20 protein-coding genes are annotated in these 24,673 nt (G+C 56.0%); 14 read left to right on the top strand and 6 right to left on the bottom strand.

Annotated features, from left to right (window positions below):
* Positions 1 to 101: 101 nt before the first annotated feature.
* The 3 genes from JRC49_11405 (at position 102) to JRC49_11395 (ending at position 3,845) form a co-directional block, all read left to right on the top strand.
* Positions 102 to 1,280 (top strand): glycosidase, encoded by a 1,179-nt coding sequence (locus tag JRC49_11405; protein ID QTE70403.1) that lies wholly within the window; start codon positions 102 to 104, stop codon positions 1,278 to 1,280.
* A 6-nt stretch (positions 1,281 to 1,286) separates the two neighbouring features.
* The gene (locus JRC49_11400) at positions 1,287 to 2,789 is read left to right on the top strand and encodes a hypothetical protein (protein QTE70402.1); all 1,503 of its coding nucleotides are present in this window, start codon (positions 1,287 to 1,289) and stop codon (positions 2,787 to 2,789) included.
* 105 nt (positions 2,790 to 2,894) lie between these two features.
* Positions 2,895 to 3,845, top strand: coding sequence for a class I mannose-6-phosphate isomerase (locus tag JRC49_11395; protein ID QTE70401.1), 951 nt, complete (start codon positions 2,895 to 2,897; stop codon positions 3,843 to 3,845).
* Between the two features lie 321 nt (positions 3,846 to 4,166).
* Here the strand turns inward: JRC49_11395 and JRC49_11390 are convergent, their stop codons facing one another.
* On the bottom strand, positions 4,167 to 4,382 hold the full coding sequence (locus tag JRC49_11390; GenBank protein ID QTE72869.1) for an aspartate dehydrogenase: 216 nt from the start codon (positions 4,380 to 4,382) through the stop codon (positions 4,167 to 4,169).
* Between the two features lie 577 nt (positions 4,383 to 4,959).
* On the opposite strand from JRC49_11390, the gene JRC49_11385 reads away from it, so the two are divergent.
* The 3 genes from JRC49_11385 (at position 4,960) to JRC49_11375 (ending at position 10,548) form a co-directional block, all read left to right on the top strand.
* Positions 4,960 to 6,552 (top strand): hypothetical protein, encoded by a 1,593-nt coding sequence (locus JRC49_11385; GenBank protein QTE70400.1) that lies wholly within the window; start codon positions 4,960 to 4,962, stop codon positions 6,550 to 6,552.
* Positions 6,553 to 6,907: 355 nt separating this feature from the next.
* Positions 6,908 to 8,770, top strand: coding sequence for an ABC transporter ATP-binding protein (locus JRC49_11380; GenBank protein QTE70399.1), 1,863 nt, complete (start codon positions 6,908 to 6,910; stop codon positions 8,768 to 8,770).
* Positions 8,767 to 10,548, top strand: a complete 1,782-nt coding sequence (locus tag JRC49_11375) for an ABC transporter ATP-binding protein (protein QTE70398.1) — start codon at positions 8,767 to 8,769, stop codon at positions 10,546 to 10,548. Before JRC49_11380 ends, JRC49_11375 begins: the two co-directional genes overlap by 4 nt.
* A gap of 4 nt (positions 10,549 to 10,552) precedes the next feature.
* Here the strand turns inward: JRC49_11375 and JRC49_11370 are convergent, their stop codons facing one another.
* A complete protein-coding gene (locus JRC49_11370; protein ID QTE70397.1) occupies positions 10,553 to 11,848 on the bottom strand; it encodes a C40 family peptidase in 1,296 nt (431 codons plus the stop codon).
* A gap of 279 nt (positions 11,849 to 12,127) precedes the next feature.
* Here JRC49_11370 and JRC49_11365 point away from each other — a divergent pair, with 279 nt between their 5' ends.
* From JRC49_11365 to JRC49_11345, 5 genes are all read left to right on the top strand, one after another.
* Positions 12,128 to 12,580, top strand: a complete 453-nt coding sequence (locus tag JRC49_11365; protein QTE72868.1) for an RNA polymerase sigma factor — start codon at positions 12,128 to 12,130, stop codon at positions 12,578 to 12,580.
* Positions 12,573 to 13,307 (top strand): zf-HC2 domain-containing protein, encoded by a 735-nt coding sequence (locus tag JRC49_11360; GenBank protein ID QTE70396.1) that lies wholly within the window; start codon positions 12,573 to 12,575, stop codon positions 13,305 to 13,307. Before JRC49_11365 ends, JRC49_11360 begins: the two co-directional genes overlap by 8 nt.
* A gap of 5 nt (positions 13,308 to 13,312) precedes the next feature.
* On the top strand, positions 13,313 to 14,320 hold the full coding sequence (locus tag JRC49_11355; protein ID QTE70395.1) for a DUF4097 family beta strand repeat protein: 1,008 nt from the start codon (positions 13,313 to 13,315) through the stop codon (positions 14,318 to 14,320).
* Positions 14,321 to 14,858: 538 nt separating this feature from the next.
* Positions 14,859 to 15,251, top strand: coding sequence for a pyridoxamine 5'-phosphate oxidase family protein (locus JRC49_11350; GenBank protein QTE70394.1), 393 nt, complete (start codon positions 14,859 to 14,861; stop codon positions 15,249 to 15,251).
* A gap of 143 nt (positions 15,252 to 15,394) precedes the next feature.
* On the top strand, positions 15,395 to 16,069 hold the full coding sequence (locus tag JRC49_11345; GenBank protein ID QTE70393.1) for an SH3 domain-containing protein: 675 nt from the start codon (positions 15,395 to 15,397) through the stop codon (positions 16,067 to 16,069).
* Between the two features lie 59 nt (positions 16,070 to 16,128).
* On the opposite strand, the gene JRC49_11340 is transcribed toward JRC49_11345, so the two are convergent.
* Positions 16,129 to 17,214 carry a hypothetical protein gene (locus JRC49_11340; GenBank protein ID QTE70392.1) on the bottom strand — a complete coding sequence of 362 codons (1,086 nt, stop codon included), beginning with the start codon at positions 17,212 to 17,214 and terminating at the stop codon, positions 16,129 to 16,131.
* Positions 17,215 to 17,663: 449 nt separating this feature from the next.
* Here JRC49_11340 and JRC49_11335 point away from each other — a divergent pair, with 449 nt between their 5' ends.
* Both JRC49_11335 and JRC49_11330 read left to right on the top strand, forming a co-directional pair.
* Positions 17,664 to 18,353 (top strand): SH3 domain-containing protein, encoded by a 690-nt coding sequence (locus tag JRC49_11335; protein QTE70391.1) that lies wholly within the window; start codon positions 17,664 to 17,666, stop codon positions 18,351 to 18,353.
* A 31-nt stretch (positions 18,354 to 18,384) separates the two neighbouring features.
* The gene (locus JRC49_11330; protein QTE70390.1) at positions 18,385 to 18,930 is read left to right on the top strand and encodes a hypothetical protein; all 546 of its coding nucleotides are present in this window, start codon (positions 18,385 to 18,387) and stop codon (positions 18,928 to 18,930) included.
* Between the two features lie 141 nt (positions 18,931 to 19,071).
* On the opposite strand, the gene JRC49_11325 is transcribed toward JRC49_11330, so the two are convergent.
* Both JRC49_11325 and JRC49_11320 read right to left on the bottom strand, forming a co-directional pair.
* Entirely contained in the window at positions 19,072 to 20,076 is a 1,005-nt protein-coding gene (locus tag JRC49_11325; protein ID QTE70389.1) for a helix-turn-helix transcriptional regulator, read from the bottom strand.
* Positions 20,076 to 21,446, bottom strand: coding sequence for an MATE family efflux transporter (locus JRC49_11320; protein QTE70388.1), 1,371 nt, complete (start codon positions 21,444 to 21,446; stop codon positions 20,076 to 20,078). Before JRC49_11320 ends, JRC49_11325 begins: the two co-directional genes overlap by 1 nt.
* Before the next feature lie 314 nt (positions 21,447 to 21,760).
* Between JRC49_11320 and JRC49_11315 the strand changes: the two genes are divergently transcribed.
* Positions 21,761 to 22,864 (top strand): FMN-binding protein, encoded by a 1,104-nt coding sequence (locus JRC49_11315; protein QTE70387.1) that lies wholly within the window; start codon positions 21,761 to 21,763, stop codon positions 22,862 to 22,864.
* Between the two features lie 80 nt (positions 22,865 to 22,944).
* On the opposite strand, the gene JRC49_11310 is transcribed toward JRC49_11315, so the two are convergent.
* Complete coding sequence (locus JRC49_11310) at positions 22,945 to 24,669, bottom strand: ABC transporter ATP-binding protein (GenBank protein QTE70386.1); 1,725 nt, start codon at positions 24,667 to 24,669, stop codon at positions 22,945 to 22,947.
* Between the last annotated feature and the right edge of the window lie 4 nt (positions 24,670 to 24,673).

Genomic DNA, 24,673 nt, shown 5'->3' with positions numbered 1-24,673 from the left:
TATCATGTTGCGAAGCAACATATCATTCTTTTGCGAAGCAAAAGACAATACCTCCTCCCTCCTACTTCCTACCTCCTACCTAAAAACGTAAGGATGTTTTTATGAACACTCGCACTTTTGCCTCCCTCATGGAATCCTATGAGCAACTCATCGTCCTCCCCAACCCCGTTGATTCCCGCTTCTACAACGGCCTTTTTTCCCGCTACGCCAACCCCGTCCTCACCCGGGATCATATTCCGCCCTTCTGGATGTATGACGCGAATCCTGACACCAATCCCTTCATGATGCAGCGCCTGGGCGTCAATGCCACCCTGAACAGCGGCGCCATCAAGCTGAACGGAAAGTATTGCCTGGTGGTTCGCGTGGAAGGCATGGACCGGAAAAGCTTCTTCGCCGTGGCGGAAAGCGACAAGCCTACCGAAGGCTTCCGTTTCCGGGATTATCCGGTCATCCTGCCGGATACGGAAAAGCAGGAAACCAACGTCTATGACATGCGCCTGACTGCCCATGAGGACGGCTGGATCTACGGCGTCTTCTGCTCCGAGAGCAAGGATACCCGCAGCGCCGATCTTTCCGCCGCCGTTGCCGCGGCGGGCATCGTCCGGACAAAGGACCTGGAAACCTGGGAGCGCCTGCCGAACCTGATTACCCTGAATTCTCCCCAGCAGCGGAACGTGGTGCTCCATCCGGAGTTCGTGGATGGCAAGTATGCCTTCTATACCCGTCCCATGGACGACTTCATCGAGACCGGCTCCGGCGGGGGCATCGGTTTCGGTCTTTGCGGGGATATCACCCATCCGGTTATCGGCGAGGAGAAGATCATTTCCCGCCGGAAGTACCACACCCTGACCGAGTCCAAGAACGGTGCCGGTGCCGTGCCCATCAAGACGGACCGCGGCTGGATCCACATCGCCCACGGTGTGCGGAACACCGCCGCCGGACTGCGGTATGTGCTGTACGCCTTTGCAACGGATCTCCATGATCCCTCCCGCATCATTGCGGAGCCCTCCGGCATGCTCCTCGGTCCCCTTGGGCGGGAGCGCACCGGCGATGTAAGCAACGTTGTCTTCACCAACGGCGCCATCGCGGATGATGACGGCAAGGTCTATATCTACTACGCCTCTTCCGACACCCGCATGCATGTGGCGGAAACGGATCTGGAGAGGCTTAAGGACTATGTGTTCAACACTCCGGAGGATCCGCTCCGCAGCGCGGACTGTGTCCGCCAGCGGGCCGATCTGATCCGCAGGAATCTGGAATACCTGAAGGAAAGAAGGTAAGGTCCCATGCTGAAACCGGCGTCTCTGTTCACGGACGGCGCAGTGCTGTGCAGACGGAAAGAGATCCGGGTCTTCGGGGAGGTCTCCGAAGGGCTGACCGTAACCGTCCGGCTCCTCAGCCGGGAGGGTTCCCTCCTGGGAGAAGGCTCCGCCCGGGCGGACGGCACCCGTTTCCTGGTGTCCCTGCCCCCGCAGGAAGCGCAGACCGACTGCCGCCTGGTTCTCTCCACGGACGGTGAGCAATTCGAAGCGGATGACGTGGCCATCGGCGAGGTTTTCCTGGCCGGCGGCCAGAGCAACATGGAACTGGAGCTGCGCAACGCGGACGAAGGACCGAAAATCATCCGGCAGTATAACGATCCGCTCCTGCGCTTCTTCAACGTTCCGAAGCAGTCCGTGAAAGGCCCGGCTCAGCAAAAAGCCGTGGAGGAAACCCGCTGGCACGCCGTTTCCCCCGGAACCGGCGGGGCAAACAGCGCGGTGGCTTATTTCTTCGCCGCGAAGCTCCGGGAGCGCATGCCGGAGATCCCGGTCGGAATCATCGGCTGCTACTGGGGCGGCACCTCCATCACCTGCTGGATGGATGAAGCAACCCTCCGGACCGATCCGGAAGGCACCCGCTACCTGGAGGAATACATTGCACTCACCGCCGGTAAAACCATGGAAACCTGGCTCGCGGAAGAAAAGCAGTTCCAGGACACCTTCGGCGCCTGGAACCTGACCGTGGAAAAGTATAAACATGAGCATCCCGGCGCACACTGGGACGACGTGGTTGCCGCCTGCGGCCTTGTTCCCTGGAATCCTCCCGCCGGCCCCGGTTCACCTTACCGGCCTGCCGGGCTCGCGGAAACCATGGTACGGGAAATTCTTCCCGTCACCCTTACCGCGATCCTCTTCTACCAGGGAGAGGAGGACACGACCAAGACCGATCATTATGATGAACTGCTCACGCTGCTCATCCGGACCTGGCGGTCCTGGTTCATGGAGGACAATCTTCCCTTCCTCTTTGTCCAGCTTCCCATGTGGATCGATTCCGGGGCAGCGGACACCTTCCTCTGGCCCAAGCTCCGCAAGGCGCAGGCCGCGGTCCGGGATACCGTGCCCGGCACCGGCATGATCTGCCTGCTGGACCAGGGCGAATACGGCAACATCCACCCCACCGCAAAACGCCCCGTGGGCGAACGCCTGGCTGATCTCGCCGGCGTCCTGCTGTATGGCGGCGGAGAGGTTTCTCCCCGGGTTCTGGATCTGACGCCGCAGGGAGACGCGCTGATTCTCCGTCTTTCAGCGCCTGTTCAGCTCCGCGGGGATACTGCCTCCCTGCTGGAGATTGCGGAGGCGGATGGCCCCTGGATCCCCGCCCGGGCGGAAGTTTGCGGGGCCCAGTTGCTGCTCCGTGCAGACGATGTCCGGCAGCCGCTGCATGCCCGCTATGCCTGGACAGACTACGCGTCGCCGGTTCCCTTCTTCGGGGAGAACGGCTTACCGCTTGAACCCTTTGATTTATAAAGGTTTGTAATACAAGATAACCGCAAAAAGCATAGAACTGCTGTCAGGCTGAACCGGCCTGCCTGAGCCTTGCTTTTGCCCAAATGAACACAGGAGAACAGGAAAATGAATGTTTATCCGCTTATTATGACGCCCTCTTTCAGGCACGGTTCAGAGACTCCCTGGGGCGGTCATGCCCTGAAGGAGCTTTTCGGAAAGGACTCACCGGAGGATATCACCGGTGAAAGCCTGGAGGTGTCCGCCCTTCCCGGCCTGGAAAGCCGGGTGGCCAACGGGGAACTGGCCGGCATAACACTGCGGGATCTGCTCCCGCTCTGGGGAAAACGTCTCACCGGGTCGGACGAAGACGGTTTCCCGCTGCTGCTGAAATTTCTGGATACCCGCCAGCCGCTCTCTGTCCAGGTGCACCCGGATGACGCCTATGCCCTCTCCCATGAAGGGAAACCCGGCAAAAGCGAGGCCTGGTATATCCTGGACGCCGCACCCGGGGCACAGCTGGTATACGGAATCGACACCCACGGAGAGTCCCTCCGTTCCGTCCTGGATGCAGGAAAGCTGGAAAGCAGCCTCTGCCGGACGGAAGTGCATGCGGGTGACGTGTTTTACATTCCCGCCGGTACCGTTCATGCCCTGGGTTCCGGTATCCGCTGCTATGAAATCCAGCAGGCCAGCGATCTCACCTACCGTCTCTGGGACTGGGGCCGGATCGGAAAGGATGGCAAGCCCCGCCAGCTGCACATCGAGCAGGCCGTTGCCGTTTCAAATGTCAATTCCGTTCCCGTCCGCACCGAGGAGACAGAGGACCTGCCCGGCGGCCGGCGCACCCTGCTGGTCAGCGATCCGCACTTCCGGCTGTCTGCCTATGACCTGAGCGGGAAGCTGTCCCTGCCCACAGGCAAAATGCAGTTCCTGACTGCCACAGCCAAAGGCTGCACCCTGTGCTGGGAAAATCACCGCGAACCTCTTCTTCCCTGGCAAACCGCTGTTCTCCCTGCCGCCCTGCCGGACGTCTCCGTTGATGGCTTTGGTCGTTTTCTTGTATCCGCTGCCGTATAACAGCGGATACAAGAAAACACTTTTTCACTCTTCACTCATCACTATCGCGCAATGTGACAAAGGGACAGACCAACTGTCACGTTCTTCTGGAATGATGACAGTTGGTCTGTCCCTTTGTCACATCCATTCACTTCTCCACAGTGCCCACTCTGTCATTCTGCGCAAGCCTGCTTGCTGCCGCGTGGAGAAATCTCGTTCCTCTCTTTTTTGCGAAGCAAAAAAATCATTTAAATACTAAAAAACTGCTTCTTTCTGAAGCAGTTTTTTCCTCCATTTTTAAGTTTTCAGTTTTAAGTCTTAAGTATTCATTATTTTTCATCTTCAGTATTCAGTTTTCACTGAATCCAGATGATACATCTCCTTAAACCTTTCCTCATCCTTCATCGTCCTCAGCACCATCACCTCTGTAAAGTGCCCGTCCTCCTTACTCTTGAATCCCGCCACCTTTTCCCCAGTACAGATGGAACTTCTGATCACCGGTTCCTGTTTCTCCGGATCAAAGGAGACACCCGTTGTCAGTTCTCCGTTATCACGCACATCAGAACCCTGCTTTTTCCGGAATATCCCCACGCCGAAACAGGCCAGGATCCCCACAGCCAGTATAATAATCACCCACGAAATCCAGCCCATATCTCACCCTCCGTTCGATACAGCAGAATATGTTCACTTCGTCTATCTATATTTATATCATATCCCAAAGCAACCTCAGGATGCAACTCTGCACTGCCCAAAGGGCAACTCTACACTCTTCACTCATCACATTGCACTGCTGTCACATCCAAACACTTCTCCGTAGCCTTGCAATAAGAACATAGGCAGACACTAACTATCACGTTTGCCGAAGGCAAACATATCATATTCGCCTTTAGGCGAATCTATCATTTCGACATTAAGTCGAAATATCATGTTGCGAAGCAACATATCATTCTTTTGCGCAGCAAAAGACAATTACAATCAAAGGATGGCATAGCCATCCTTCCACTTTTGCTTTTTTTGTCCTCATGTTCTTTCCTCCGCGTATTGTGCCCGAAAAAACTTACGGGTTACAATATAAACTGACTGAATGTTCAACACAGCACACATTGACAACACCATATCTCAGGAGGACACACTCATGGCAATGATGGAAAGACCTGTGGTCCGGGACATCACCGGAGGAAAATGCTGGGAGCATACCTTTGATCAATTCTTTCTGAAGGTATATGTTCCGGATAATAAAATAGACGGACAGACAAACAACTACGGCTTCCGCGCGCCGCTGCTGCTGATTTTCGAAGAAGAAAAGCAGAGCATGGACAGTGCCGTGGACTTCGCCCGGGAAACCGGCCTGGCGAATATCGCCGCGAACGTCGATTCCAGCGTGCTCTTTGTCTATCCCACGGCGGAAGGCGGCTGGGCCGGCGCGGATGAAAGCTTCTATGCTTCCGTGATTGCCGAGATCAAGATGATCCAGGTCTATAAGGACGGCATCGTGGAGAACTTCGACTTTTTCACCCAGACCTTCAAGGGTTATTTCGTCCGCGGCGCCATCTTCCGCACGGACATCTACAGCTACGGTGCTTCCGCCGATTATGTGGCCAAGCATCTTCTCCGTTCCCTGCAGGGCGAGTACCTCTGGGGCCCCGGCGAGATCACCCCGGCCATGTGTTCCATGGAGCGCCTGAGCGTGGTGCCGGACGTGCAGCGCAAGGATATCCCGATCCTCAGCGTCGGCAACAGTGAGGAAATCAACAAGGCCTTTGACGGCTGCGAGCACCTGCTCATCAAGGGCAAAGCCCAGTACGAAGCGGACTTTGACGCCTTTGTCAAACACTTCAAGATGTGGTGCGGCAAGGTGGAGCTGGAGCCCGACTTCCAGGCCCTGAACATGACGGAAGACGCCGGCTGCGTCACCGTCAACACCTCTTCCGACAACCGGATCATCAAGGACGCCAAGACCCATAAGGTGGGCTACTTCGCCTACTACAACAACGGCCTGTTTGACAACGGCCCCGTTCCGCTGGTGCTCGGCTTCCACGGCGGCGGCGACTCCTCCATGTACCTGACCTTTGTCGCCGGCTGGTGGGAAATCTGCCACCGCTATAACTTCCTCTTCGTTTCCGTGGAAAACCACCAGAACGTTACTGCCACCGAAGCGGTGGAAGTCATTGAAGACCTGAAAAAGCGCTACCCCATTGATGAGCACCGCATCTATGCCACCGGCTTCTCCATGGGCAGCGGCAAAACCTGGGACTGCTACCAGGAGTATCCGAACGTCTTCGCCGGCATCATGCCTGCCAGCGCCCTCTTCCCCGTCTACAAGACCTTCTGGGGCGGCCCGCCTACCGAACGGCTGAACAAGACCGTGCCCGTGCCCGTCTTCTATTCCGGCGGCGAGGAATCCCACCTGCCCGAACTGCCCTTCCACTCCGACACGGCCCTGGAGCGGGTGCAGTATGTGGCGGAAGTCAATCAGCTGAAAAAGAAGTTCGACGGTGTTTCCTTTGAGCAGAAGGATTCCTGGGAGCAGCCCATCTGGGGCATCCCCGGTGACAAGGTGGAAAAGATCTATGATCCTTCCCGGGACAGCACCCTGACCGTCCATTATTACGAGAGCGAGGACGGCGTGATCCGCACCGCCTTCGCCAGCGTCAGCGGCCAGATCCATGAATGCCGCCATCACAGCTGCGAGAACGCCTGGAAGTTCATCTCCCGGTTCACGCGGTAATCCCTTGTGGTTCCCTGCACAGGTCCGCTGTGCAGCCTCCTTTCCCGGTCTGTTCATGCGGCAGGCCGGGTTTTTCGTTCTTCACCCATACTGCCAGTATAGGTAACAGTATTGTAAAATGTACTGACAACCCGTTGACACAGCCCGCTTTTTATGTTTGAATACCCTTAAGAAATTGAAGAAAGGAGGTCCGGGAATGAATCGTTTATTTCATAGCTTTACAACCGTGCAGGAAACACGGGCACCATTCTCCGGGCCTGGCTTTGTCGGATAACCCGGATTGATTGGACACTGTCCGCCCGTTCCCTGTGGAATGGGCGTTTTTCATGTATTATGCATTCAGGATGTGATACCAATGACCTTTAAGGAAAGTAAAGATAATCCCCTGCACCGGGACTTCGGTCTCTGGTCCAATACCCGTTTCGTGCTGAACCGGATGCGGAAGTACTGCCCCATTGTATTTCTGCTGGCCTTCACGGACCTGTTCTGCGCTTCTGTCCAGAGTTACCTTGGCGGTTTCCTGTCCAAGTTCATCATGGACGCGATCACAATTGACCTGCCCCTGGCGGAAAAGCAGCACCGGCTGATCGTAATCATCATCATCGGCGCACTCGTAGCCCTTGCCTTCTCCTTTGCCAGGATTATTGCCGGCAGCCTGGTCTGGCCCCGGTATATCGATATCCGCATGCACGTCATCCATGAGCGGGTGGCCAAGGCCATGCGCATGAATTATGCGCTGCTGGAAAAGCCGGAAGCCCTGGATCTTCACCAGCGCGCCCAGAACTCTACCGACGGCAACAACAACGGCTTCGAAGGCATGATGCACCTCATGCAGGACCTGGGCAAAAACCTGTTCACCACCATCGTCACCTTCACGGCCGTCCTCGTGCTGGATTTCCGGCTGATCCTGGCCCTGACGGTGATGGGCGTCCTCTCTTTCCTGTACTACCGGGTGATCCTGAAAAAGGATAAAAAGGAAGTCTGGGACCGGCTGGCTCCCGTCTGGCGGAAAAGCAGCTACATGGCCCGCGTCACCCAGCAGCCGGAATATGCCAAGGACATCCGCCTGTTTTCCATGGTGCCGTTCCTGCTGAAAAAGCAGCGGGCCGTTTTTGAAACCCGGGAGGAACGGATTGATTACCATCAGGACCTCTGGAACCGGAACATGCTCTTCGGCCAGGCGATGAACGTCATCTGCCGTTTCCTCACCTATGCCGTTCTCTATTTTGCGGTGATCCGCGAAATCAACCCCATGTCCATCGGCAGCTTCACCCTGTACCTGGCCCTGGCCAACGCCTTCTCCGGCGCGCTGATTTACCTGCTGCAGCGGTTTGGCGATTTCAACCGTGCTTCCATGGAAGTGGATGACCTCCGCTCCTTCCTGGAGCTGAACGGCGAAAGCACCGAAGACCTGCTGTCCCTGCCGGAAACGGATTCCCTGGAGCTGCAGTTCCACGACGTTTCCTACCGTTATCCGGAGGCGGACAAGGATGCCCTTTCCCACCTGAACCTGACCCTGCATCCCGGGGAAAAGCTGGCGGTGGTCGGCCTGAACGGCGCCGGCAAAACCACCATGATCAAGCTCCTGCTCCGGCTGTATGATCCCACGGAGGGATTGATCACCCTGAACGGGACGGATATCCGGAAATACCCGCGGGAGGATTATTACCGCCTGTTCTCTCCGGTTTTCCAGAATGTTGAACTCTTTGCCCTGCCCCTGGCGGAGAACGTCTCCATGCTGCCCATGCAGGAAACAGACCGGGAGAAAGCCGCCGCCTGCCTGCGGGAAGCCGGTCTCGGCGACAGGCTGGATGAACTGCCGAAGGGTCTGGATACGGAGCTGCTGAAAATCGCCTCGGAGGAGGGTGTCGACCTGTCCGGCGGCGAAAAGCAGAAGCTTGCCCTGGCCCGGGCGCTGTATAAAGGCGCGCCTGTAGTCGTGCTGGATGAACCCACCGCCGCCCTGGACGCCCTGGCGGAGAAGCAGCTTTATGAACGTTTTGACCGCATGATCGGCAAAAAGAGCGCCGTCTATATTTCCCACCGCCTGGCTTCCACCCGTTTCTGTGACCGGATTGCCATGTTTATGGACGGCCAGCTGGCGGAATACGGCACCCACGATGAGCTGATGGCCAGGAACGGCGAATACGCGCATCTCTTTGATGTGCAGGCACAGTATTACCGGGAGCATCCCGAAGGAGAGGAGGATGCCGAATGAAAAAGCTGAAAGAAATCATCCGCCTCATGTTCCCGGTGGCCGCAAAGCGGTTTCCGCTGTTCTTCCCCCTGGAAGCCCTGAAAACCCTTTGTGATATCCTGATGCCCTTCATCGCCATCTTCGTGACCCCTCTGATTGTCGATGAACTGGTCGGCGGAAAGGATCTGACCCGCCTGTTCGTCTATGCGGGTATCCTCATCCTCGGCGAATGCCTGCTGACCGTCATCCGCCAGCTTTCCGTCAATCAGCTGGGCAAGTACAAGGAACGGCTGGATAACTATTTCACCCGGCTGATCAGCGAGCATGCCATGGGGCTTGATTACCAGCTGACCGAAGACAAGAAGCTCCTGGACCAGCTGGAAAAGACCAACACCGGCATGAGCTGGTATTCCGAGGGCGTATACGGCATTTCCGAGCAGATCTTTTCCTTCATCGGCAACGCTGTCAAAATCGTCGGCCTGGTCACGGTCATCGCGCTGCACACGCCGCTGCTGCTGGCAGTGATCCTGCTGTGCGTCTGCCTGAACGCGTACCTGATGCGGCTGAGCAGCAAGGTGGAACTGAAGGCCTTTGAGCGGCTTTCCAAAGTGAACCGCATGTTCGGTTATTACGGCTGGGAAATGGTGGACTTCCGCTACGGTAAGGACATCCGCCTCTACGACGCTTCCGGCATGCTGCTGAACAAATGGAGCGGTTTCAGTGAGGAAAGCTATGAGGGCTGGAAATGGCAGGCCGATACCACCCGGAAGTATTCCCTGATCCAGGGCGCCCTGGCTGTCTTTCAGACTGCTTTCACCTATGGCTATACCGCGCTGAAGACCATCGGCGGCGTCTTCTCCCTGGGTATCTTTACCCAGATGGTCTCCGCGGCCGAATCCCTGTTCAACACACTGGGCGGTATCGCGTCCAATATTACGGACCTGCTGAAGAAAACAAACTACGCCTATGAATACGTCATCTTCATGAACTATCCCCAGGCCATGCCCAAGGGTGATAAGCCCGTCCCGGACGGCGAGCACCGGATTGAATTCCGCAACGTCTCCTTCGCCTATCCGGGCACGGAGAAAAAGGTGCTCGACGGCGTCAACCTGACCGTGGAAAAGGGCGAACGCCTGTCCATCGTCGGCCTGAACGGCGCCGGCAAAACCACCCTCATCAAGCTCCTGTGCCGTCTCTATGACCCCACGGACGGGCAGATCCTCCTGGACGGCACCGACATCCGTGAATACGATTATGACCAGTATATGAAGCAGTTCTCCCCCGTCTTCCAGGACTTCAAGCTCTTCGGTTTCACCGTCAGCGAAAACGTCACCCTGAAGGACCGGGAAAACATGGACGAAAAAGACCGGCTCCGTGTTTCAGATCTGCTGAAACAGGCCGGTCTGGAAAAGTTTGCGGATAAGCTGGAGAGCGGTGAGGACGCCAAGCTCTTCAAGTATATGGAGGAAGACGGCATTGAGCCCTCCGGCGGCGAGCAGCAGAAGATGGCCCTGGCCCGCGCCCTGTACAAGGACGCGCCGGTCATCATCCTGGACGAGCCCACAGCCGCCCTGGACCCTGTGGCTGAGTATGAGATTTATAAGCAGTTCAACTCCCTGATCCAGGATAAAACCGCCTTTTACATCTCCCACCGGCTTTCTTCCTGCCGCTTCTGCGATCACATCGCCGTGTTCTCGGAAGGCCGGGTGGCGGAATACGGCACCCATGATGAGCTGGTGAACATCCCGGACGGCGTCTACGCCGCCATGTTTGAGGCCCAGGCGCAGTACTACCGGTAAGCCTTTACTTTTCCGGTCCGTACCAGGCCATGTCCGTGCAGTCGTCCAGCGGGAAAACCAGCAGGGGCTGGTTGTCGATCACGTACCAGCCGAAATGTTTTCCCCAGGAAACGTCCATGCTGTGCGGGGCGTCCAGGTTGGTTTCCATGATCACGGAAACCGTCACGCCGCCGTCCGGCGGCAGGGTGTTCCTGTAGCCCTGTTCCTCAATGTATTTCTGATACCGTTCATAGTAGAACGGGCTGCCTCCGCAATGGATCACCAGCGGAGCATCCAGCAGGGGAAGCGCTTCCCCTGCGTTTTTTTCTGTCCAGCCGAACTGCCGCAGCGTCCCCAGGTACATCATGATATGGAAGGTGCCGTGCTTCACCGCGACGAGATCACCTGGTTTCATGAACGCCGACCATTTCATCGGATCGTTATTGACCATCAGGTCATGGCCGATGCCGTGGCGCAGCAGGTCCGAAATGGAAGGATGCCGCTCCAGTCCGCATTTTTCGTAGATCAGGTGCGTCATGCCCACGCAGTCCAGGCCGCACAGGTACATGTGGTCTTCCCGGTAATAGCGCGTGGTCGTGCTGGGGAAAAAGCGCCTGAGGAACTTGTCCTCGGTGCCCCCGGCATAATAGTAAGGCACGCCCAGCGGCAGGGATACCTGCATCAGGCTGCCCGCCGTTTCGTCATAGTGCGCCACAAAGGTGTTGCCCTCTTCCAGCATGCTCAGGCTGGATTCAAAGATCAGGCCGGTCTGCACTTTGTCCCGCGGGAAATCCGGCAGCTTCGCTGATGTGGTAAAGTTCAGCTGCAGGTAAACAGTCCCGTCCTGGATCCGCATGCCCCAGGGACCCTGCTTGTATACGGGGCTGATCTTCAGCTCCGTCTTCCTGTCCTCCAGCCAGGCGGAAATCACGTCCGTCACATCCCACAGGTTCCGTCCGGTCATCACCTTCTGGGGATCCGCGAAAGTCTTCCCGCATACCAGCGTATATCTCAGCTCGTCTCCGAAAAAGCTGCTGACCGTAAAGCGCAGCGCGGCGCCCCGCAGCTCAAAGCCCGGCAGGTTCTTCAGCTCTTCCAGCGTATAGGTTTCCTCATCATCCTCTGTGGAAACGCTGGTGGCCGGATCAATCACAATGCTTTTCTGGGTGCCCTTTTTATCCGTGCCCACAAAGCCGTTTCCGCCGCATTTCAGCATCACCGTATGCGGACCGTCCGCCAGCGCGGCCCCGGCCAGCAAAAGCAGTACTGCTGTCAATATCGCCGCAAACCAGCAGCGACGGGCAGAAAACAGGCTTTTCATTGCTCGGTCTCCCTTCAGAGATGAAAACATTTTTTCTATCATACCATACCGTTTCTTTTTCGGAAACCCGTCCGGCTGGACACTGCCCGCGTCCTGCTGTACAATCTCTTTCGGACCGGCCGGAAGGCTGCTTTTACCCTGCCAAAAAATTTCCGAAAATTTTTTTATTTTTTTCTGTAACGAAATCCGGATTACTCCGTCTAACCCATGTATTAACCGGGAAGGAGGTGATGATGTGTGAACAGCGAAACCTGTGAGAGGCTTTACAACGCTTACTACATGCGGGTCTTCTCCTATGTGATGACACTGGCCGGCGACCGGCATGCCGCTGAGGAGATCACCCAGGAAGCGTTCTTTCGGGCCTTCTCAAAATCCGTTTCCGCTTCCTTCCGGAATGAGTCAGATGAAGTGACCTGGCTGTGCGCCATCGCAAAGAACTGCTTTGTGGATGAAACGCGCCGCCGTAATAAAACGGCGCCAATCCCGGAAGAGCTTCCCGCTGCCGGAAAAAGTATTGAGCAGCAGGTTACAGACAAGGATTCCTCCTTCCGGATCCACGTCGCGCTCCACGCGCTGGATGAACCTTATCGGGAAGTCTTCGAGCTTCGGGTTTTCGGTGAACTGTCCTTCAGCCAGATTGGTACCATCTTCGGCAAGACAGAAAACTGGGCCCGCGTCACATATCATCGCGCGAAACTGAAACTGAGTGAAAGGATGGATACGCATGAATAAAGAATGCGAAGTAATCCGCGATCTGCTTCCGCTTTACGCGGACGACGTTTGCAGCGAGACAAGCCGTGAACTGATCCGGGAACATCTTCAGCAATGTCCGGAGTGCTCCGCTGTGCTGGAAAAGCTCCGGTCCCATGAAATAGAAAACGACCTCCGGGAAGAAAAGGACAGCGTGCTCGAGTACCAGGCCAAGCGCATCAAGCGCCGTACCACCACGGTCGGCTCCGTTGTCTCCGGTCTGTTTATGGTCCCGATTCTCATCTGCCTGATCGTCAACCTGTCTACCGGCCACACGCTGGACTGGTTCTATGTAGTGCTCGCCGGACTGGCGGTCTGTGCCTCCCTGATCATTGTCCCGATGACCGTCCAGCGGGATAAACTGTTCTGGACCTTCAGCGCCTTTACCGTGACCCTGCTGGTGCTTCTGGCCGTCTGCAGCTTCATCACCCACGGCGGCTGGTTCTACCTCACAGCCTCGGCCGTACTGTTCGGCTTCTCGCTGATCTTCCTGCCCTTCGTGCTGAAAGCCCGTCCCGTCCGGGAATTCATCGGCAGCTTCAGCCGTCCGGTAATCGTCCTGTCCGTGGACATGATCCTGTTCGCCAACATGATGAATATGATCACCCTGCATTCCAAGAGCTTCCTGTCAACAGGCTTTATGTTCGCCCTTTGCGGCGCGGGTGCCTGGCTGCTGTATTCTGCTATTAAATCGAAAAGAGAGGAATAATCCCTATGAATAAGTCAAGAATTCTGGTTGTTGCCCTCATTGTCGTTCTGCTCTGCCTGGCCGGCGGCTCCTACTCCATCTTCGGAGGCAAGGTCAGCATCGGCCTGGGCCTGGCCGCCTTCGCGAATACGGATAAATATACCATCGGCGATACTGAAATCACCTCCGCCGTGGAAAACCTGGACATCGACTGGACCTCCGGCAAGGTCAACATCGAGTATCACGCCGGTTCCGGCGTCAGCGTCTCCGAGATTGCCAACAGAGCCACCTCTGAAGATGAAAAACTCCGCTGGTGGCTGGACGGCACAACCCTGCGGATCAAGTATTCCAAACCCCAGCTGACCATTTTCAATAACCTGAAGAAAACCCTGACCGTGTCCCTGCCTGAGGGCATCACCCTCAAAAACGTCGATATCGACACAACCTCCGCCGATGTGAGCGTCCCCTCCATGACCGCGGATGAAATCAAGTTTGATACCACCTCCGGCGATGTGAATGCGGTCGTCACCACGAAGAAGCTCTCCGCTTCCTCCACCTCCGGTGACCTGAATATCCGCCAGGACAGCGAGATCAATACCGCTTCCTTCTCTACCACTTCCGGTACAGCAGTTTTCACGGTTCCCTCCGCGGAGAAAATCTCCATGGAGTCCACCTCCGGTGATCTCTCCGTCTCCGTGTCCGGAACCGTTGCAGACCTGCATCTGGATTCCACTTCCGGCGCTATCCGCCCGGATATCGGCACCGCGGATAAGGCAAAGTTCTCCTCCACCAGCGGCGACATTACCGCCACCCTGATTTCCTTCAAGGATCTGAATGTTGATGCCACCTCCGGTGACGTGACCCTGAAACTGCCCGAGATTTCCGGCTACACCCTGGATCTCGACGCACGGCCCAGCAAGCTGCACAGCAGCCTGGCCATGACGAAAAAAGGCGATGATCAGTACGTCTTCGGCGACGGCTCCGCCCGCCTGCGCATTGATACCACCTCCGGCGACATCCACATCGATAAATAATTGTCCCCTCTTCCTTTGAACCTGGGAATTCTTTCCCGGGTTCTTTTTTTCCCCGGACATAGTGTCTGGATAATTAATCTGGACCAAATCACCGGGCGGATACCGGGGACGGTTCTGTCACTGTCCACCTACGTGGATAGTCAGAACCGTCCCCTGGTGTCGCCTCCAATCGGAACGCCTTATGTCTACCCAACATAGACAATCATCTGAATCCTGAAAACAGCTTCTTCTGAAGCTGTTTTTTCCACCATTTTTAAGTTTTAAGTTTTCAGTATTCATTATATAATATAGTTACAAATCACCGGGCGGATACCGGGGACGGTTCTGTCACTGTCCACCTACGTGGATAGTCAGAACCGTCCCCTGGTGTCGCCTCCAATCGGAACACCTTATGTCTACCCAACATAGACAATCATCTGAATCCTGAAAACAGCTTCTTCTGAAGCTGTTTTTTCCACCATTTTTAAGTTTTAAGTTTTAAGTTTTCAGTATTCATTATATAATATAGTTATCAATTCCATGACAGGAGGCTATTATCATGAACGAAGTCTATGAATTCCTGAAAAAGTGCGGCACTTATTACCTGGCGACCGTGGAAGGCGACCAGCCCCGCGTTCGTCCTTTCGGCACCGTTGATATTTTCGAAGGCAAACTGTACATCCAAACCGGCATAATCAAGCCCGTCTCCAAGCAGCTCCAGGCCAACCCCAAGGCTGAAATCTGCGCCTTTGCGGATGGCACCTGGGTCCGCGTTGCCGGCAAGCTGATCCGTGACGACCGGATCGAAGCGAAAAAGCACATGCTGGAGCAGTATCCTGCCCTGCAGGCCATGTACTCCGCTGAGGACGACAACACCGAAGTCCTGTACTTCGAGGATGCCACCGCCACCTTCGCTTCCTTCGGCGGCGCTCCCAAAACCGTGACCTTCTGATTTTCTCCCGCACCGTCTTTTTCATGACCGTGTAGCCCTGAAACCCTTATGCCACAACATCTGGCGGTTGACAGGAGCACCATCGGATTTTACAATATAAGGTGAGTCTGAAATCATGAAAAAACGAATTGGAGACGGTGAACATGAAATCACTTCTGTTCCGTATGGGCCTTATCCTGGCCGTCCTGATGATCGCCGCGGTCATTCTGCCTGCCTCTGCCGATTCGGAGGATTATACCGTACCCGATCCGGTCAGCATAAACTATCCCTGGTGGGAGGTTTGTCCCCCGGTGGTTACGAAAACCCGCGTAGTGGTCCGCCAGGCTGAAACCATGATCGAGTCCATGCCTGCGGAAGGCTGGTGCTATACCGCCATCAAGCAGGTCAACGTCCGTTCCCAGCCCAGCATCCATGCTACCCGGGTCATGCGGATCAAGTCCGCCGGTACGGAATTCACCGTCACCGCCCGGGTCAAGAACAGCTCCGGGGAAATCTGGTACGCTGTCCAGCTGGCCAATGGCACCCTGGGCTACATCCGCTCCGATCTGCTCAATACGGATCATGTGATCCTGCATGAGGATCCCTATTCCTACGAGGCGGAAGTGAGCACCCACACCGCCGCGGCTTCCGAGTCGGCTTCCGATGTGATCAACATCATCAACCCGCCGGAAGCGGCCGCTCCCACCCCGCAGGTGATCTACATCATGCAGCAGCCCGCCGCGGAGCCGACGCCCACCCCGATCCTGGTGTTTGTGACGCCCGAACCGGCCCCCGCCGCACCGCAGGCCACACCCCAGGTCATCTACATCAACCCGTAACAGAATGCAAAATAAAACGCACAGAGCCGTCAGGCCCTGTGCGTTTTCTCTTTCTGTCCTTATTTGAAGATCCTGGGCAGGAAGGAGCGGATGCAGCGGCGCCACACCGTCCAGTCATGTCCGCCGGGGAAGGTTTCCCGGGTAATGTTCAGGGGCTTGTCCGCCAGGTAGGCGTCGTCCTTGTCAAAGGCTTCCCAGTAGGTATCTTCCGTACCCATGGCGCGGTAGAACACCTTGAAGCTCTCGTTGAACTTATCCGCTTCATGCAGCAGTTTCATGTGGGGCATTTCCTCGTCCGGATTCCACGGAGCCCGGAGGAAGCCGCTGAACAGGCCCGCGTAGCCGAACAGGTCCGGATTCGTCAGCGTGGTCACGCTGGTGTGGAAGCTGCCCATGCTCAGGCCGGCCATAGCCCGGTGCCACTTATCCGTCAGCACCTTGTAGTTCTTTTCAATGTAGGGGATCAGGTCCTTCACCACGATATTGGGGAACAGGGCAAAATCCCGGGGCTTGCTTTCGTCCTTGGGCTTGGCCATGCCGTTGCCCATGACGATGATCATCTCTTCCATCTTGCCTTCCGCAAGCAGTCTGTCGGCAATCCGGCCGGCATGTCCCTGGTAGATCCAGCCGGTCTCGTTCTCGCCGTATCCGTGCTGCAGGTACAGCACCGGATAAGCCTTTGCCGGATCATAGGCCGGCGGCGTCCACACCAGGCAGATCTCCGTCTTGCCGGTCACCGTGGAGTAGAAATAGCGCCGGGTCACCGCGCCGTGCTCCACGCCTTCCAGGTCGTCCCAGCCTTCCATATCGGCCACGGGCACGTCCACAAAGTTCATCGGGCGGCAGCAGCCGTATCCGATGGGCATGTAGGGGCACAGCACGTCCGCGCCGTCAACCTTCAGGAAGAAATACAGGAAGCCGGTTCCCATATCGAAGGTTCCTTCCCACGCCCCGTCTTCCACTTTGGAAAGCGGGAAAATGGTTCCGAACCGGTCGATCACGACCTCTTTTGCGTCTTTGGCGATAACCCTGAAGTGCACCTTTCCGTCCGGCAGGACCTCCGCGCCCTGGATGCCGTCCCGGCTGGGTTCACCGAAATACGGATCGAATGAAACCGTTACGTCCAACGGCCATTTCTGTTCCATGGAATTTCCCTCCTTATGCTGTTGAGCTTGCGCTTTGTCGTCCAAATATGTACGGACAACTTGTTGTTCCTACTATATTCCAATTCCCCCTGTTTTGTCAACGCAGGAAACATTTGCATTGAATTCATAATTCACAATTCATAATTCATAATTATATATAGTGTAACCCATATATGAGGTCTGAAAAGCTCGGAATTGAACAACTGCTCATAATGAACAATAAAATGCAGATGGGTTCAGATAATCTATGGTAAAAAAGACATAAAGCCGGACAGTGGCAGGACAAATCATAATTATGAATTGTGAATTATGAATTATGAATTGCAATTTTATTCCGGGAATAAAATCCCCCCCTCTCCCGTTTTTTTGGTATAATCGGTATATCCGGAAGGATACAAATCCTGTCGGATAACACTGACAACCGGTCCGCATGAAGGAGGGTATTTCTTATGAACAGAAAGCTGCTGTCTCTTGTGCTTGCGCTGGCTCTGCTGCTGGGCCTTGCTGCCGCCGTTGCTGAATCCGGCATCGGTACGGCCGCGTCCTCCCCCAACAGCTATACTTATCTGGATCAATCCGTCATGACCATGTATGTCTATACGGACAACGGCCAGGGACTGAACGTCCGGAGCACGCCCTATGTCGGCGAAAACATCATCGGCCTCGCTCCCTACGGTTCCAAGCTGAGCGTTATCCGCTTCCTGGATAACGGCTGGGCCTGCATCAAGTGGGATAAGATCGGTGAAGCTTACGTCCAGAGCCGTTTCCTGCAGTGGTTTGAGCCGGCTCCCCTGGTTGTCGTAACGCCCACGCCCATTCCCACCGCCATTCCGACGCTTGCGCCTACGGCAAGACCGAATGTTCTTCCCGCATATACCGATACCATGGCGGAGCTGAACAAGGAATTCCGCACCGCCCGCCTGATCACACCCTTCGTGGTCCAGGTTCGTCCCTCCCGCGCCAGCGGCTGGGTCAACATGCGCTGGGCCCCCAGCAAGGATGCTGAAGTGCTGGCAACCTACCGTTCCGGCTCCCAGCTGACTGTCATTGCTGAAACCCAGAGCTGGTACCAGGTTGCGGATCCCAACACGGAAGCCACCGGCTTCATCATGAAGAACTATGTGGTCCGTCAGTACTGACCGGATCCCGTCAAAAGGAGGTATTACCCGTATGAAAAAGATGCTTTCCCTTCTGCTGTGCGCAGTCCTGCTGCTCACCTGTGTTTCCGCCTTTGCGGAGGATAAAACCTCAATTGATTTCCAGAACCGTATGCAGTTCAGCGGTGTACTGCCGGAAGGCTATCACCTCTCCATTCTTTCCCAGAGTGAACTGACCATGGAATGCGCTGTGGTCAGCGAGGATCCCGCCGCGCCCCGCCTGAACATCTATGTTTCCTTCAACGAAAGCTACGCCAGCGTCAACAAGCTGGCCGACCTGGACGCGGAAAGCCTGGAGCGCCTGAAGATGGGCTTCAGCGAGGAAAACACCGTTACCTTTGACATGTTCAAAACTGATTCCGGCACAGACCTGCTGCTGGTTCGTGAAACCGGTGATGATCCGGACTTCCTGGACTTCTACACCATCTGCCTCGGCCACGAGATCGAGCTGACCCTGACCGCCGGCGATGAAGCCCCCGGCCTGGCCCTGACCGAAGAGCAGATCAACAACTGCCTGAACCTCATGCGCAGCCTGGATATCCTGCCGGTAAACGGCTGATCCTGATCATAAATCAACGCCCGGATCCATCACGGATCCGGGCGTTTTCGTTAATCCATACAAAGGACGACGCGGCGGGGGTGTGACAGAAGAGACAGCCCCGCCGTCAACATTTAATTCTTAATTCTTAATTCTGAATTCTTAATTTTCAGTGTTATCGCTTACAGCGATGACGTTGTTCCTCCGCCATTCTCCCGGCGTCATGCCGGTAATCCGGCGGAAGCAGGCCGCAAACTTGCTCGCGTTGCTGTAGCCGCACTGGCCTGCGATCTCCGTCACGCTCAGCCGGTCCTGCAGCAGCAGGTTTTTCGCTTCCTGCATCCTTACCTGGGTACGGTACTCGTAGATGCTCATGCCGTACATCTGCCGGAATACCTGCTGCAGGGTAGTGCGGTTCAGTTTGATTTTTTTCGCCAGCGTCTCCACGGACAGCTCGGAACCCAGGTCACAACCCAGCAGTTTCCGGGCTTCATGCACCTTATGCGCGGTGTCGCCGCTGAAATACCGGTGGCTGGTTTTCCGCCCGTCCCTTACGTCCAGCAGGGCAATCACCGCCTGCAGGGTCAGCAGCTTTCGGTGGTAATCCGCGTACTCCTCCGGGATCTGCTGGAGACCAGTAAAGATGTTCTCCAGCATCTCGTTGGCCGGAAAACAGATGCAGGACTCCGCATCCAGCACATCCGCGAACATCTGCTTCCGGTCAAACTCCCGGGTACCGAAGAAGCGGTTCAGCGTCTCCTCCAGGTCATCCAGGAATACCACAATGCTGATGCACCGCATGCCTCCCCTGCCCACGCGGCATTCCCGCGTGCCCACCCGGTTGTTGAAAAGCAGCACGTCTCCCTTGTCGGCACTGGCACAATGCCTGTTTTCCATTTCAAAATCGGCGTGGCCTTCCACCATGTACATCAGTTCCAGATACCGTACAAACTGCTTCTGCTCCTGGTACATCGGCGTATAGGATTCAATCTCCGAGTAGATCAGCTGCACGCCTTTCGCCACATTATGGCGGCGCATAATGCCCTCCCCCGTATCGTTTTTCAAACGATAGGTGATCTCGGAATCCTTCCGGCCGATCATAGACATGTACCGGTCAAACAGTTGGTCAGCATCCGGCGGGGTCTCCGCCCATTTTTCCTTTTCCATCAGGCTAATAATCTTTCTTCCTTTCGGATCGTTCTGAAGGCCTTGATCAGCAGGATAATACCGATCAGCAGCACAACAAGGTCAGTAAACATCTGCGCGTAGAATACGCCCTGCACGGGAACCGCGAACACGGTAGGCAGCAGCACCACCAGGGGCAGGAACAGCAGCACCTGCCGCAGCAGCGCCATTGCGGAAGCCGCGGACGCCTTGCCGATGGCCTGGAAGAAGGTAATCGCCAGGATCAGCACACCATAGCAGATATAGGTGGAGAACAGCACCCGCAGCATCGGGGCGCCCTGGGCACAGATTTCCGCATCCGTAATGAACATACTCAGCATGCCCTGCGGTGCCAGCATAATCGGGAGATAGAACACCAGGGCAAGCACCGTGGCAGCAATCATAAAGACCTTCGTGAAGGACCGCACCCGGTCATACTGTTTGGCGCCGTAGTTGGTGCCAATGGCCGGCTGGAAGCCCTGGCTGATGCCCCACAGCGGGATAAACGCGAAGGACTGCAGGCTCAGGCACGCGCCCAGGATGGTCTGCCAGCTGCCGCCGCCCCATCTTTCCACGGTATTGTACATAATGGTCTGCTGAACCATGGTCATTACCTGCATCAGCATGGCGGAAACGCCCACGCTCAGCACCGGGCCCACCAGGTTTCCATGGATCTTAATCTTGTGGATTCGTACGTTATCGCTCTTTTTCCGGAAGTACCAGAGGGTAAATACAGCCTGCAGCACCTGCGCAATCACGGTAGCCCATGCAGCGCCCAGGATGCCGTTTTCCTTGCCGATCAGGGAAATGAGCAGCGGATCCAGCGCGATGTTCAGCAGCGCGCCCGCGGCCATAATGCCCATTGCGATCTTCAGCTTACCCTCGCCGCGCATCACCATATTGGCGGACTGGGCAAAGTTCACAAACAGGGAGCCGATGTAGACAACCTTCAGGTATTTTTCCGCCTGGGTCAGGATTTCGCCCTTTGCGCCGGAGAGGGAAAGCAGTCCGGTTGTAAAGATTTCACCCACCGCGGTAATTATCACGGACAGCAGTACGATCATTGCGATCAGGTTGCCCATGATCTGGTTCACCGTTCCCTGGTCTTTCCGACCCACAGCCCGGGACAGGACCGAAGCCGATCCGGTACCGATCAGCGTAGCCACACCGCTGTTCAGCAGGGTGAAGGGATAGGAAACCTTGACCGCCGTCATGGCCTCCGGGCCTACCATCCGGCCCACAAAAACCGCGTCCATGAAATTGTACAGGCCGATGACCACCATGCCCAGGATCGCCGGGACGCTCAGCGACAGCATGGTTCTGAAGACGTTCCCGTTCAGCAGGTTCGACCTTGTGTCCTGTTTACCGTTCATACTCTGATACTTCCTTTCGTTCTCTGTTAGCTTTTGCTAACTGACGGAAGTATAAAAAAGGAGCGGCAAACCGTCCACTCCATTCTGCAATGGATGCTCCGTTCTGCAATCCGAAAATGACTGCCCGGCCCCGCGGACACTTTTCAGGGCCTTTCCGGAACACAAATGATTATATACCTTATGCTGCTCCGTTACAAGGAGCCCGGATCGCCGCGTTTTTGATCAATAGCAGGAATTGACACCCGGATCTGCGGACGATATCATCTTGCTGTTAGTTAATTCTAACCTTATTATATATAAGGAGGACCTTTTTGATGAAAATGCTCCGTTCCCTTCTCGCCCTGATGCTGGTACTGTCCCTGGCCGCCTGCGCCGGCTGTGCCCTGGCCGGCAAAACGCTCGAGGGCGACGCCAACGTGGATCAGCGTAATTATCCTTCCACAACGCCCTTTATCCATCCGCCCTTCTACAACGTGAAGCTTTCCGTGGAAGTTGATGACAACGGCGTCATCACCTCCGTGAAGGACAACGGCACCGGCGCCGCCGGCTCCGTGCAGGAAGGCAATGAGGAATTCTGGGAAAAGAAAAACAAGCCCTATTTTGACGCCGCCGTCAACGGTGGCTTGCTGGACAAGTTTGTCGGTAAAACCGTGGATGAAGTCAAAGCCATGGACATGACCGCAGGTATGGATGCCGTTTCCGGCGCCACCATGGTCAGCGCCGCCGCGCAGGAAGCCGTGATCAACGCCTTTGAAGGTAAAGCCGGCAAAACCTTCCTGGCTGTGGAAGGCTCCGCCCTCCCCTTTGAAAAGCTCGATGGAAATACCGTCACCCTGTCTAATGCCCTGCCGGAGGATTTTGACCTTCAGGTTCTGGATATCCGCTGGGGCGTCCGCAATGAGGAAATCGTTCCCGCCGACAGCTACACCGTGGAAATCGCCGACGGCAAGGTCAGTATCACCTTCAGTGATATCGCTGCCCTGAAGGCCGGCTATTACTATGTGAACGTGGTGGACGCCACCGCGAAGTACCGTTCTCCCTCCTTTGAAGGCGGTCCCGCCGCTGCCCAGGCGCCTTACTTCATCATCGACAGCGGCCTTTCTGCTGATGATATCTCCTTTGACGGTAAAGCAGTCACCCTTGCTTCCGGTTCCATGGCCGATTTCCTGCAGAACATCCAGCATGTGCAGATCCTGGCCGAAGGTGCCGAAAAGGCTGCCGAGCAGGAAATCGTGGGCCACCACGGTACCGTCGGTAACTTCATCGCCCTGGATGAAAACGGCGTCCTGAACGCGGACGGCGTCGTCAAGGCCCGCAACGGCGATGAAAGCCCCCTCTTCGAAGCCGGCACACAGTACACCGTGACCGTTGCCGCCTTCGGTTATCCGGAATTGGTTTTCCCCTACACCAAGCCCTGATTCTTTCTGAACAAGCAGGAAGCCGCCGATCACTTCGGCGGCTTCCTTTGTTTTTGCCGGCAGCACCGTTCCTTCGCGGATCACGATGCCTGCAGCGTCACCATATGGGCATAGGCTCCCTGCCGGTCCATCAGGGCCGCATGGTTTCCCTGCTCAGCAATCTGCCCGTCAGCAATCACCAGGATCTGATCCGCGTCCCGGATCGTCTTCAGCCTGTGGGCAATCACCAGCAGGGTCTTGTTCCGGCACAGCTCCGAGATGGCCTCCTGGATCGCCCTTTCATTGTCCGCGTCCACGCTAGCCGTTGCCTCGTCCAGGATGACGATCGGCGCGTCCTTCAGGATACACCGGGCGATGGAAATCCGCTGCTTTTCGCCTCCGGAAATGGATGCTCCGCCTTCACCAATCACGGTATCAAATCCATCCGGAAGCTGCATGATGAAATCATAGCACCTTGCCTTTTTCGCCGCTTCCTCCACCTCTTCCCGGGTCGCGTCCGGACGGGCAATGGCAATGTTGTTGTAAACCGTATCCTGGAACAGGTACACCCGCTGGAACACCATGCTGATCTGGTCCATCAGCCTGCCGAGGGATACTTCCCGGATATCCTTTCCCTTCACCAGGATCCTTCCGTTTCCAACGTCCCAGAAGCGTGCCAGCAGTGAAGCAATCGTGGATTTTCCGCCGCCGGACGGACCGACCAGCGCTGTCATTTCTCCCGGTTTCACTTTAAAGGATATGTCTTTCAGCACGTCCTTACCGGTGTAGCCGAAACTGACGTGGTCATACTCGATGGCTGCGGCTTCACTGTCCGCCTGCGTAAACGTCTTCCAGCCTTCATCCTTCATTTCTTCAGCGTCAAACACTTCCTCAATCCGGTCCAGGCTTGCGGATGTCACGGTCAGCCTGGCCATCTGGCTGTAATACCCCTTCACGGAGCCAAACAGGTCATACAGGAACAGCGCCATACCCACCATATAGGTATCCGGAATCACGCCCTGGCTGAAAAGGAATCCTGACAGCGCCAGCATCAGGGCCGTTCCGATGCCGAAGGTCAGATGCAGTGCCCTGGCCCAGGGGCCGTAGGCAATTTCAAACGCGATACTTTCCCGGCAGCTTTTCGCGAATTCATCGGTCAGCTTTTTCGATTTTTCCCCCAGCAGGTTGTAGGATTTGATCACGCCGATTCCTTCCGCGAAGTCAAGCACTTCCTCGGTCAGGGATTCGCTTCCCTCCTGCTTGATCACGGAATGCTTCAGCGAAACCTTCAGCATCAGGTTGCCTACAATCATGAACGCGGCCACAACCGCCAATGAAAGCAGGCCGAGCCAGGGATTCATTGCGAACATGGAAACCGTCATCAGTCCCTGGGCAATAATGAAGGATACCAGTTCCGACAGCACCCCCATACAGTTTTCCTCAATAAAAACCATATCCGTGCCCAGCACCGAGCTGATCTTGCCGATATTGCCCTCCGTGAAATAGCCCATGGGCAGCTTCCGCAGGTGATCGCCCAGCTTCATCCGCAGGTCGGCAAACACCATATAACCCGTTGCGGACTGCAGCACGTTGCTGACGTGTTCAAAAACCGCTGCCAGGATCACGCTGGCCACGATTGCGATGCCGAAGTACAGGCATTTCTGCGTGTCCATCTGTCCCTGCATGAACAGGCTGATCATGAAAAAGCTCAGGAACAGCGGAGCCTTCAGCATAATGCCCTTCAGGAAGGCCGGTATATAGGACAGCCGGATCCGCGTTTTGTATTCCCCGGTCATCCTGATAATTCTGCGCAGTATTTTCAGCATCGTC

This window comes from Clostridiales bacterium FE2011, assembly GCA_017569305.1.
In the GTDB taxonomy this organism is placed as follows: Bacteria; Bacillota; Clostridia; order Christensenellales; family Aristaeellaceae; genus Aristaeella.
Note: the sequence above shows the minus strand (reverse complement) of the source record. Positions and strands in the feature narration are given on the sequence as shown.